9 protein-coding genes are annotated in these 11,339 nt (G+C 66.6%); 6 read left to right on the forward strand and 3 right to left on the reverse strand.

All coding sequences use genetic code 11. The features are described from left to right. Nucleotides 1–15: 15 nt before the first annotated feature. From HB681_RS04020 to HB681_RS04035, 4 genes are read left to right on the forward strand one after another with little or no spacing between them, the layout of a single operon-like run. Nucleotides 16–2,019, forward strand: a complete 2,004-nt coding sequence (locus HB681_RS04020) for a DNA topoisomerase IV subunit B (RefSeq protein WP_213953479.1) — start codon at nt 16–18, stop codon at nt 2,017–2,019. Continuing rightward, nucleotides 2,012–2,875 (forward strand): lytic transglycosylase domain-containing protein, encoded by an 864-nt coding sequence (locus HB681_RS04025; RefSeq protein ID WP_213953480.1) that lies wholly within the window; start codon nt 2,012–2,014, stop codon nt 2,873–2,875. The genes HB681_RS04020 and HB681_RS04025 overlap by 8 nt, the downstream gene beginning before the upstream one ends. A gap of 43 nt (nt 2,876–2,918) precedes the next feature. Beyond that, nucleotides 2,919–5,312: a DNA topoisomerase IV subunit A gene (gene parC / locus HB681_RS04030; protein WP_213953481.1), complete on the forward strand. Its 2,394-nt coding sequence runs from the start codon at nt 2,919–2,921 to the stop codon at nt 5,310–5,312. Between the two features lie 21 nt (nt 5,313–5,333). Then, complete coding sequence (locus HB681_RS04035; RefSeq protein WP_213953482.1) at nt 5,334–5,513, forward strand: hypothetical protein; 180 nt, start codon at nt 5,334–5,336, stop codon at nt 5,511–5,513. Nucleotide 5,514: 1 nt separating this feature from the next. Here the strand turns inward: HB681_RS04035 and HB681_RS04040 are convergent, their stop codons facing one another. Together HB681_RS04040 and HB681_RS04045 are read right to left on the reverse strand one after the other, a co-directional pair. Then, entirely contained in the window at nt 5,515–6,591 is a 1,077-nt protein-coding gene (locus HB681_RS04040; protein ID WP_213953483.1) for an MBL fold metallo-hydrolase, read from the reverse strand. 61 nt (nt 6,592–6,652) lie between these two features. Beyond that, nucleotides 6,653–7,414 carry a PIG-L family deacetylase gene (locus HB681_RS04045; protein WP_213953484.1) on the reverse strand — a complete coding sequence of 254 codons (762 nt, stop codon included), beginning with the start codon at nt 7,412–7,414 and terminating at the stop codon, nt 6,653–6,655. 249 nt (nt 7,415–7,663) lie between these two features. On the opposite strand from HB681_RS04045, the gene HB681_RS04050 reads away from it, so the two are divergent. Continuing rightward, nucleotides 7,664–9,253: a hypothetical protein gene (locus HB681_RS04050; protein WP_213953485.1), complete on the forward strand. Its 1,590-nt coding sequence runs from the start codon at nt 7,664–7,666 to the stop codon at nt 9,251–9,253. A 300-nt stretch (nt 9,254–9,553) separates the two neighbouring features. Further along, nucleotides 9,554–10,399, forward strand: coding sequence for a hypothetical protein (locus HB681_RS37910; RefSeq protein WP_256734810.1), 846 nt, complete (start codon nt 9,554–9,556; stop codon nt 10,397–10,399). A gap of 25 nt (nt 10,400–10,424) precedes the next feature. On the opposite strand, the gene asd is transcribed toward HB681_RS37910, so the two are convergent. After that, nucleotides 10,425–11,327 carry an archaetidylserine decarboxylase gene (gene asd / locus HB681_RS04060; RefSeq protein WP_213953486.1) on the reverse strand — a complete coding sequence of 301 codons (903 nt, stop codon included), beginning with the start codon at nt 11,325–11,327 and terminating at the stop codon, nt 10,425–10,427. Between the last annotated feature and the right edge of the window lie 12 nt (nt 11,328–11,339).

The following is an 11,339-nucleotide window of genomic DNA, read 5'->3' on the forward strand; positions in this document are numbered from 1 at the left end:
CTACAATCCGCCCCCATGGCAACCCCCAGCAAGACAATTCCCCCGGCGTATTCCGAAGGCTCGATCCGTGTTCTCAAGGGACTCGAGCCGGTCAAGCAGCGGCCGGGCATGTACACCCGCACCGACAACCCGCTGCACATCATCCAGGAAGTGATCGACAACGCGGCCGACGAGGCGCTCGCGGGCTATGGCAAGAAGATCAAGGTGACGATGCATACCGATGGTTCGGTCGGCATCGAGGACGATGGCCGGGGCATTCCGTTCGGGCTGCACCCGGAAGAGAAGGCCCCGGTGGTCGAGTTGGTGTACACGCGCCTGCACGCCGGTGGCAAGTTCGACAAGGGTTCGGGGGGCGCCTACAGCTTCTCGGGTGGTCTGCATGGCGTGGGCGTCTCGGTGACCAACGCGCTGTCGAAGCGGCTCGAGGTCACGACGTACCGCGAGGGTTCGGTGGCCCAACTGGCCTTTTCGGCCGGCGACGTGATCGAGCCCTTGCAGATCCGTCCGCAGGAAAGCGGTAGCAGCAATCCCGACGGCGGGCGCGACCGCAAGCAGGGCACGACGGTGCGGGCCTGGCCCGATCCGAAGTATTTCGAGACGGCCACGCTACCGGTGAACGAACTCACGCACCTCCTGCGCAGCAAGGCGGTGCTGATGCCCGGCGTGACCGTCACGCTCGTGATCGAGAAGACCAGGGAGACGCAGCAATGGCTCTACAAGGGCGGCTTGCGCGACTACCTGATGCAGACGCTCAACGGCGAGCCGGTGATCCCGCTGTTCGAAGGTGCTGGCCATGCCGACAAGAATGCCGACAACTTTGCCGAAGGCGAGGGCGCCGACTGGTGCGTGGCCTTCACCGAGGACGGCCAACCGGTGCGCGAGAGCTACGTCAACCTGATTCCGACCAGTGCCGGCGGCACGCATGAGAGCGGGCTGCGCGACGGTTTGTTCAATGCGGTCAAGGGCTTTGTCGAACTGCATTCGCTGCTGCCCAAGGGCGTGAAGCTGTTGCCGGAGGACGTGTTCGCGCGTGCCTCCTACGTGCTGAGCGCCAAGGTGCTGGATCCGCAGTTCCAGGGCCAGATCAAGGAGCGGCTGAACTCGCGCGACGCGGTGCGGCTGGTGTCGAGCTTCGTGCGTCCCGCGCTGGAGTTGTGGCTGAACCAGCACGTCGACTACGGCAAGAAGCTCGCCGAACTGGCCATCAAGGCCGCGCAATCGCGGCAGAAGGCCGGCCAGAAGGTCGAGAAGCGCAAGGGCTCCGGCGTGGCGGTGCTGCCCGGCAAGCTGACCGATTGCGAGAGCAAGGACACGGCGCACAACGAGGTGTTCCTCGTCGAGGGCGACTCGGCCGGCGGCAGCGCCAAGATGGGCCGCGACAAGGAGTCGCAAGCCATCCTGCCGTTGCGGGGCAAGGTGCTGAACACCTGGGAGGTCGAGCGCGACCGGCTCTTTGCCAACAATGAGATCCATGACATCTCGGTGGCCATCGGCATCGACCCGCACGGGCCGACCGACACGCCCGACATGAGCGGCCTGCGCTACGGCAAGATCTGCATCCTGAGCGATGCCGACGTGGACGGCTCCCACATCCAGGTGCTCTTGCTGACGCTGTTCTTCCGCCACTTTCCGAAGCTCATCGATGCCGGCAACGTGTACGTGGCGAAGCCGCCGCTGTTTCGCATCGACGCGCCGGCGCGCGGCAAGAAGCCCGCGTCGAAGGTCTATGCGCTGGACGAGGGCGAACTCACGGCCACGCTGGACAAGCTGCGCAAGGACGGCGTGAAGGAAGGCGCATGGAGCATCAGCCGCTTCAAGGGCCTGGGCGAGATGAGCGCGGAGCAGCTGTGGGAAACCACGCTGAACCCGGACACGCGCCGCCTGCTGCAGGTGCAGCTCGGCCGCCTCGATTTCACGCAGACGCAGGGAGAAATCACCAAGCTCATGGGCAAGGGCGAGGCCGCCGCGCGGCGCGACCTGATGGAGTTGCGTGGCGATGACGTGGAGATCGATGTCTAGACTGCTGATCGCCTTCGTGCTGTCAATTTGCTTGCAGCACGGCGCGCTCGCGGCCGACATCTATGGCTACATCGACGAGAAGGGCATGGCGCATTTCGCTTCGGAGAAGCTCGATGCGCGCTACTTGTTGTTCTTCAAGGGCGGACAAAGCTTCGACACAGCCGATGGCATCGGTGCACCGGGGCGGCGCGGCAGCGGCAAGGCGCCGGCGGTGTCGCAAGCGCTGGTCGCGATGTTCGAGAAATCGCCCAACTACCGGGTCGCCAAGACGGCGTTGCAGGACGCGTCGAAGCGCCACGCGATCGACTACGAGCTGCTGCAGGCCCTGGTCGCGACTGAATCCGGCTTCGATGCGCAGGCGCTGTCGCCCAAGGGCGCGCTGGGATTGATGCAGGTGATGCCCGCCACCGCGGAACGCTACGGCGTGCAGGGCGACAAGCGCCGCTCCATCGAGGAAAAGCTCTATGACCCGCGCATCAATATCGCGACCGGCTCGCGCTACCTGCGCGACCTCATCGCGATGTTCCCGGGCCAGATCGAACTCGCGCTTGCCGCGTACAACGCCGGCGAAGGCGCTGTGCAGCGCGCCGGCAACAAGATCCCGAACTACCGCGAAACCCAGGACTACGTGCAGACCGTGCTGCAGCTCTACGCCTACCTGAAGCCCGGCGCCCGCGCCGGCATGGGCCGCGGCGGCAAGGCGCCGGGGCGCATCCGCATGGAGATGGTGGTGCCGCAGGGCGGGGCCATCGGCCGTGGAAACATGCCGCCGGAGCCGGGCAGCCGGACGCTCCCGGCGCTGCCGGATGCGCCTGCTGGGCCGGCCGCTGCGCCGCTCATTGCGCCCGCTTCCTGACCTGCCCGATCTACTTTAATTTTTTTCTCGAACTCTTTTGCTCATGGACTCCGAACCAACGCTCGACCTCTTGCCACCCGAAGACGATGGCAACGGCATCACGCTGGCCGACTACGCGCAACAGGCCTACCTCGAATATGCGCTGAGCGTGGTCAAGGGCCGCGCGTTGCCCGATGTGTGCGACGGCCAGAAGCCGGTGCAGCGGCGCATTCTCTATTCCATGTCGCGCATGGGGCTCGGCTTCGGCGGCGCCAATGGCACGGTCGGCGCCAAGCCGGTGAAAAGCGCGCGGGTGGTGGGCGACGTGCTCGGCCGCTTTCATCCGCACAGCGACCAGGCCGCCTACGACGCGCTGGTGCGCATGGCGCAAGACTTCTCGCAGCGCTATCCGCTGGTCGACGGCCAGGGCAACTTCGGCAGCCGCGATGGCGACGGTGCAGCGGCGATGCGCTACACGGAAGCGCGGCTGGCTCGCATCACCAGCCTGCTGCTTGACGAAATCGACGAAGGCACGGTGGACTTCGTGCCCAACTACGACGGCTCGACCCAGGAGCCGCGCCTGCTGCCGGCACGCCTGCCGTTCACGCTGCTCAACGGCGCAAGCGGCATCGCGGTGGGCCTGGCGACCGAGATCCCGAGCCACAACCTGCGCGAGATCGCCGATGCCTGCGTGGCGCTGATCAAGACCAACGGCAAGCTCAGCGAGGAAGAGCTGTTTGTCATCGTGCCCGGCCCGGACTATCCGGGCGGCGCGCAGATCATCAGCAGCCCGACCGACATCGCCGACGCCTATCGCACCGGACGCGGCTCGCTGAAGGTGCGCGCGCGCTGGAAGATCGAGGACCTGGCGCGCGGGCAATGGCAACTGGTCGTCAACGAATTGCCGCCGGGTGTCAGCACGCAGAAGGTGCTGGAAGAGATCGAGGAGATCACCAACCCGAAGATCAAGACCGGCAAGAAGGCGCTGAGCACCGAGCAGACACAGCTCAAGGCGGCGATGCTGTCCGTGCTGGACGTGGTGCGCGACGAATCGAGCAAGGACGCGGCGGTGCGCCTGGTGTTCGAGCCGAAGACCTCGCGTATCAGCCAGGATGAGTTCATCACCACGCTGCTGGCGCAGACCTCGCTGGAGACCTCTTCGCCGATCAATCTCACGATGGTCGGCATCGACGGCAAGCCGACGCAGAAGTCGCTGCGGCAGATGCTCAACGAGTGGATCGCGTTCCGCGAGATCACGGTCGAGAAGCGCTCGCGGCACCGGCTCGACAAGGTGCTGGACCGCATCCACATCCTCGAAGGCCGGCAACTGGTGCTGCTGAACATCGACGAGGTGATCGCGATCATCCGCGCGGCGGAAGACCCGAAGGCGGCGCTGATCGCGCGCTTCAACCTGAGCGAGCGGCAGGCCGAGGACATCCTTGAGATTCGCCTGCGCCAGTTGGCGCGGCTCGAAGCCATCAAGATCGAACAGGAACTCAAGGGCCTGCGCGAGGAGCAGAAGAAGCTCGAGGACATCCTCGGCAGCCCGGCCGCATTGCGCCGCCTGCTGGTGAAGGAAATCGAGCAGGACGCGAAGACCTTCGAGGACCCGCGCCGTACGGTGATCCAGGCGGAGAAGCGCGCCGTGGCCGAGGTCAGGGTGGTGGACGAGCCGGTGACGGTGATCGTCTCGCAGAAGGGCTGGGTGCGCGCGCAGAAGGGCTGGGCCAGCGAGAAGGCGGCGGGCGGCAACGGCGCGCCGACGGAGTACAGCTTCAAGTCCGGCGACGCGCTGTACGGCGCCTTCGAATGCCGCTCGGTCGACACGCTGCTGGTGTTCGGCACCGCCAAGGACAAGGCGGTGCGCGTCTACACCGTCGCGGTGGCTTCACTGCCGGGCGCACGCGGCGACGGGCAACCCGTGACGACGCTGATCGACCTGGAAAGCGGCACGCACGTGGCGCACTACTTTGCCGGGCCGTTGGGCGCGAGCCTGCTGTTGTCGAACACGGGTGGCTACGGCTTCATCGCGACAGTCGAGAACATGACGTCGCGCCAGCGCGGCGGCAAGGCCTTTGTCGACGTGGGCGAGGGCGAGCAGTTGTGCCGGCCTTCGCTGGTGGGCGGCGCCAGCGGCGCGGAGCCGACGCCGCCTGCCACGCATGTGGCTTGCGCGTCGACCGGCGGGCGCATCCTGACCTTCGAGATCGGTGAACTCAAGGCCCTGCCAAAGGGCGGCCGCGGGCTCACGCTGATCGACCTGGAAGCCAAGGACACGCTCGCGGGCGCCGCGGCCTACACGCGCAGCGTGAAGATCCAGGGCATCGGGCGCGGCGGCAAGGAGCGCGACGAGACGCTGGAGATCCGCACCTTGAACAACGCGCGCGGCACGCGGGCGCGCAAGGGCAAGGCGGCGGACCTGGGCTTCAAGCCGGCGAGCATCACGCGCGTGCAGTAAGGGCAGGCAAGGGACAGCCAGATGAAATTTGAACTCGTCACCATCCTGATCTTCGTGGTCAGCAGCATCTGCAGCGTCTATCTCGGTCGCTGGATCGGAAAGGGCCGGCGCGAGCGCAAGGCCAAGCGCGAGCGCGAAGCCGCGCTTGCCAATGAAAGCCGACAGGCGCGGCGCGCACGCGAGCGGCGCGCGAAGCGCTGACCTACTTCAACCCAGCCCACCAGCGCACGTTGGTTCGCGGCTGGCCGACGGTCACCACCTCGCCGATCTCCGGCGTCGCGAGGTCGATCTTCTTCGCTGCCGCCAGGTCCGCGATGCGGTCGAGCGGTGCGTGCCAGGTGTGAAAGGCGAGGTCGAAGGTGCTGTTGTGCACGGGAAGCAGCACCTTGGCGCGCACGTCCTCGAAAGCCTGTATGTCCTCCTCCGGCGTCATGTGCACCGAGGGCCACCATTCGTCGTACTGGCCGTTCTCGATCATGGCCAGGTCGAAGCCGTCGAAGCGCTCGCCGATTTTCCTGAAGCCGCTGGAGTAGCCGGAGTCGCCGCTGTAGAAGATGCGTTGCGGCCCGCTCTGGATCACCCACGAGGCCCACAGCGTTTCGCTGCGATCGCTCAATGTGCGGCCGGAGAAGTGCTGCGACGGCGTGGCGGTCACCTGCACCTCGCCCTGCCTGGCGGATTGCCACCAGTCGAGTTCGGTGATGCGGTCGGCGGGTACGCCCATCGATCGCAGGCGCTGGCCCACGGCCAGTGGCACGAAGAAGCGCTGCGCGCGTTGCGCCAGGTATTCGATGGTGGGAGCGTCGAGGTGGTCGTAGTGGTCGTGCGAGATGATCACGCCGTCGATGGCGGGCAACTGCTGCAGGGCGATGGGCGGTGCATGGAAGCGCTTCGGGCCCATGAAGCCGAAGGGCGACGCGCGCTCGCTGAACATCGGATCGATCAGCCAGAACTTGCCGCGCAGCTTGAGCAAGGTGGACGCATGGCCGATGCGCATGACATGGTTGGCTTGCGGGTCCAGCGCTTCCAGTTGCGCGGTGTCGAGCGGCCGCACGGGAATGGCGTCGACCGGTACGGCATCGGGTTTGGCGCCGAACAGGAAGCGCCACCAGATCCTGGCCGCGTTGGCCGTGGGCTTCGCGTCTGGATTCGGCGCATTGACGAAGCCGCAGTCCTTGAACTGCGGTGACGCGGCATAGGGTGATTCGCAGGCGCCGGAGTTTCCGCAGGCGGTGACGAGGACAAGGGCGGCGGCGAGCAGCAGGCGGGTGGCGATCATCCGCGCGAGGATAGTGGAAGCGCCTGGATGCTCAGTGCACAGCGAGCGCTGCGCGGCGGGTTCAGGTGAACATGACCTCGAAAGGCCAGGCCGCGCGCGTGACCGCGCTGTTGCAAAGGTTGGGGTCGCCGATGATCGACGGCACGGTTTGCAGCCGGGCCTCGAAGGCCTCCAGCGCCTTGCGCTTGCGGTCCAGCGCGCTGGCGTCGAGCGGGAGTCGACGCGCCCGGCGCCAGGGCAGGCGCGCGTCGCCGGGCGCGGCCCAGTGCCAGGCGCGCACGGGCGTTTCCACGAGTCGAGCGCCGCAGCGGGCGGCGGCGAAGGCGCAGGCATGGCCGGCGGCCTCGTGGTCGGGCGGGCCATCCATGCGCCAAGTGGTGAACACCACGTCGTTCGGCCCCAGCAGCGGCTGCAGGCGTTCGGCCAGCATGCGGCGCAGGATGTTGAGGCTGCCGTCGGGGAAGCCGAGGCGCACCGGATCGTCGACGACGCCCAGGCGGTGCAGCGCGCGGCGGCTTTCGACGGGGAGCATGCGGGCGCGCGGGTCTGGAGGCCAGTGCCGTGTCTCGCTGGAACTGGCGATGCCGTCGGTGACGGCAACGATGCAGATCTCGCGCGCTTGCGCGGCCAGTTGCGCGAGCAAGCCGCCGAGCGCCAGTACCTCGTCGTCCGGATGCGGCGCGACGACCACCGCGCGGGCGCCTGCGGGCACGAGTTCATCGATCGAGATCGGGGCGATGTCGGCCAGGCCGGGCCAGTCCAGCCAGTCGGTCACGACGGCATCTTCAACCGGGCAGTCTTCGCGAAGGGCAGCAGTCAGCATGAGTCTCCTTGCCTCTCTTGTCGGTTTCGCGGTCGTGCTCTGCGACCGGCGGGACGGTCATGGTATGCGCGAAGCGACCTTGTCGGTAGCCGGGATGACCGGCCGCTTGCTCTACGCCATGCGCGCTATGGCGGCGGCCAGGTGCCGGCGTCACAGTGGAGGGCAACGCTGGACAAGTCCCGCGCGTCATGCACCGCCTGCGGCGTTGCAAATCCTCGCCACGGCGCGCGCAACACGGAGGTCTTTGCCATGACGGACAAGCGCTATCCCATCATCTATGTGCGCGGCTACGCGATGACCGCCAACGAGCGCGACGAGACGACGGCCGACCCGTTCTGCGGCTTCAACGTGGGCTCGACGGTGTACCGGGCGACGGTCGACAAGACGGCGGCGGCGCAGAAGTTCGTGTTCGAGTCGCCGGTGGTGCGGCTGCTGGCCGACTTCCAGTACATGAGCGTCTACCAGAACGGGCTCGACATCCTCGACGAGGACTGGAAGCCGCCGCCGGACGAGACCGGCGCGGACGTCGATGGCATTCCGTCGGCCTCGGTCATCATCTACCGCTACTACGAGACGGGCTCCGACCTGCTCGGCGATGGCAAGGCGCGCGACATCATGGCCTACGCGAAGGGGTTGAACGATCTCATCCTGCGCGTGAAGGACCTGGTCGCCAAGCGTGAGGGGGCGGCCGGGTCGGATGACTTCCGCTGCTACCTGGTCGCGCATTCGATGGGCGGGCTGGTGTGCCGCGCCTTTCTGCAGAACCCCGCGCTCGGCGACGACAAGGCGCGCAAGTGCGTCGACAAGTTCTTCACCTACGCCACGCCACACAACGGCATCGACATCGGCGGCGTCAACGTGCCGAGCTGGTTGACGGCGAACGAGATCAACACCTTCAACCGCGACAAGATCGCCGAGTTCCTGGCCACGCCGAAATTCAACGACCGCGTCGACTACCTGCCCCCGACGGCCATCGCGCCGGAGCGCGTGTTCTGCATGGTGGGCTCGAACCGCGGCGACTATGAGGTGGCGATGGGCGCGTCGCGCATGTTCGCGGGCCACGGCAGCGACGGCCTGGTGCGCGTGGAGAACGCCACGCTGTGCTTCTTCGACAAGGACGGCAAGGAGCGGCCGGTGGCCACGGCCTACACCTACCGGTCGCACTCGGGCTACTTCGGCATCGTCAACTCGGAGGAGGCGTTCCAGAACCTGGTGCGCTTCCTGTTCGGCGATGTGCGGGTGGACCTCTGGTTCGACGTCGACAGCGTGATCCTGCCGCCGGACATTCCGAAGGACGCCGATGTCGATGCGCTCTACCAGGTCGAGCTGCTGGCGGCGCCGCGCGGCAAGCGCTGGTACCTGAGCCGGCGCGTGGCGGAGGAGGATTCGCCGGCCTGCCGCACGCACAAGGAGTTGACCAATCCCGCGACGCCGGAGAAGCGCTCGATCTACCTGTCGACCGTGTTCCTCTCCAACAAGGCGCGCGTGAAGCAGGACCGTCCCACGCTCGCGTACGCCATGACGCTGGGTGTGCGCGTGCCCGACTACCAGGTCAACAAAAAGTTCTGGGTCGACGGCCACTACGAAGGCAGCTCACTGTTCCGCGACACGCTGATCATCGAGATCGAGCCGCCGGCCGCCGACGACACGACCAGGACATGGAAGGTGAAGTACGGCTGGCAATCCGACACCGCGGGCCGCGCTACCGTGCCGACGAACTACAACGATGTCATCGACGGCAAGCTGCAGTTCGTGGTGCCCTTGTCGACGAAGGGCGCGGTGCTGGCTGCGCCGAGCATTTCGGGCAAGGTGCGCTTGTCGGTGAGTGCGTGGAGTTGAGGCTGGCGGGCTGCGTTTCGTCGGTTGCCTGAAGACAGGAAGCTCGCCTTCAGGTTCTTGCATTCCCGTCGCAGGATCGCTGACCAAATGGCGGCCGGTCTCGATGCAGCCGGCATCGCAGCCGCCCTCGAAGTCGTACCACTGGCCGCTGTCGTCCAGGTCCCACGGCTGGCCCGCGTCTGTAACAGCACGCGGGCGCGGCTGATGCGGAGGTGCTGCGCACCACAAATTCTTGACGGAATGTTACTGTTTGCGAAAATAAGGGTATAAACCGTTTATATCAATTACAGATTCCTGCTCATGGCAACCAGCATCGCGAACCAGAACCCCGTGCCAACCGACGTCGAGGCCGCGTCCGTCGCAGCCACGCCGTCCTTCGACGCCGTTGAGGCATCCGCAGTGCGGACCGAGGCAGTGCCTGTGGCCGCGACGCAAGACGCAAGTCCTTCCGCCGCTGGCACCCCCAAGACCGCTTCGACGCCCCGCCGTGCGAAGGTCGCTGCCGAGGCCGGGACCAAGGTCGCGAAGAAGGTTGGCGCGAAGGCCGTGAAAAAGGCTGGCGCCAAGGCCGCGAGGAAGGTTGTCAAGAAGGCTGACGCCACGCCCGCCACCAAGACCGGCGCCAAGTCAGTGACCAAGTCAGCGATCAAGACCGCCGCCAAGACGCCCGCCAAGTCGCCAGTGAAGACCGCGACGAAGAAGCGGGTCGCACCGGGCACGAAGCTCGCGTTCGTTCCGCCGCCGGTCAAGGCCCCAGCCGTAGCGGCCCCCGAGGCGCCGAAGCCTGCAAGCGCGCCCGTGCAGAAGCAAGGCAAGCCGAAAGCCAAGGCGGCCAAGCCCAAGTCCACGGAAATCAAGCAGAAGGCCCCCGGCAAGAATGCGGAAAAGGCCGTGGCTGGCGTCAAGAAGGCAGAGGCCCCGAAGGCAAAGCTCGTTCGCGACAGCTTCACGATGCCCAAGGACGACTACGCGCTGATCGCCGCGCTCAAGGACCGCGCGCTGAAGTTCAAGCGCCCGGCGAAGAAGAGCGAGTTGCTGCGCGCCGGGCTCCATGCATTGCAGGCGCTCTCGGCCGCGGCCCTGCGTGAAGCGCTGGATGCGCTGACGCCGTTGAAGACAGGCCGTCCCCGCAAGGACGCGGCCTGAGCCTTCCGCGATTGCCTCTGTCGACTCAGCCGCCGCTGGCGGTGCTGGCGGTGCTTGCGGCGCGAGGCAGCGTCATGAGCGCCTGACCCATGCGGATCTGCCGGCCGGGCGCAATGCCCGGGGACAGCGAGAAGCCGGCGGGCGCGAAGACGATGATGGTCGAGCCGTGCTCGAACCAGCCCATCTCGTCACCCTTGCGATAGTCGGCCGTGCAATCGATGCGCTTCGGCCCGCGGTAGCCCAGGTGCAGCAGCAGGTCCAGGCAGTGCAGTCGCAGGCTGGCCACCAGGATCGCCGCCACCGGCACCAGTGCGATGCGGTGGTCGCTGCCTAGAAGTCGTGCCTCGACCAGCGCGCGCTCGTTGCGACAGAACAGGCGCTCGACGCGCTTGAGCGCGATCGGGTTCACGTTCCACGTATCGCCCGACAGGTAGGTCACTCGCTCGACCCGGCTGTCGTGCGGCGCATGGAAGCGGTGGTACATGCTCGACGTCAGCCGCAGCGTGACGTAGCAGCCGTCGCGGAACGGCTCGAAGGCTTGCGCGTCGCCGAACAGTTCAGCTGCTTCGTACGGAAAGCCCTTCGCCTGGAACACGCGCGTTCCGTCGACCGCGCCGCAGGCGCCGACGATCGCATCGCAGGGGCTGGCCAATACATCGGGATCGCCGTCGACAGAGCGCGCGCCGGGCTTGAGTTCGCGCGTGAAGCAGTCGTGCAGGCTGTCGAAGTGCATCTTCTTCGAATCGCTCAGGTCGAGCTCGGTGAACAGGCGCCAGACCGCGATCGACGCGTCTCGTACCCAAGGGTTGCGCAACTTGCTGAACCACCCCATGAAGCGCGTCAGCGCCATGCGCGGGACGCGGTTGGTCAGCAGGAAGTTGAGGTCTTCCTGCTGCAGCAAGGCATCGCGCCATCGACGTGTTTTCATGAGGCTGTCAAG

This window comes from Variovorax sp. dw_954 (assembly GCF_018449755.1).
Lineage (GTDB): Bacteria > Pseudomonadota > Gammaproteobacteria > Burkholderiales > Burkholderiaceae_C > Variovorax.

Coding starts and splice junctions, on each gene's coding strand:
- HB681_RS37910 (WP_256734810.1), top strand. CDS start 9,554: ATGGCAACCAGCATCGCGAACCAGAACCCCGTGCCAACCGACGTCGAG.
- HB681_RS04035 (WP_213953482.1), top strand. CDS start 5,334: ATGAAATTTGAACTCGTCACCATCCTGATCTTCGTGGTCAGCAGCATC.
- HB681_RS04040 (WP_213953483.1), bottom strand. CDS start 6,591: ATGATCGCCACCCGCCTGCTGCTCGCCGCCGCCCTTGTCCTCGTCACC.
- HB681_RS04045 (WP_213953484.1), bottom strand. CDS start 7,414: ATGCTGACTGCTGCCCTTCGCGAAGACTGCCCGGTTGAAGATGCCGTC.
- HB681_RS04020 (WP_213953479.1), top strand. CDS start 16: ATGGCAACCCCCAGCAAGACAATTCCCCCGGCGTATTCCGAAGGCTCG.
- asd (WP_213953486.1), bottom strand. CDS start 11,327: ATGAAAACACGTCGATGGCGCGATGCCTTGCTGCAGCAGGAAGACCTC.
- HB681_RS04050 (WP_213953485.1), top strand. CDS start 7,664: ATGACGGACAAGCGCTATCCCATCATCTATGTGCGCGGCTACGCGATG.
- HB681_RS04025 (WP_213953480.1), top strand. CDS start 2,012: ATGTCTAGACTGCTGATCGCCTTCGTGCTGTCAATTTGCTTGCAGCAC.
- parC (WP_213953481.1), top strand. CDS start 2,919: ATGGACTCCGAACCAACGCTCGACCTCTTGCCACCCGAAGACGATGGC.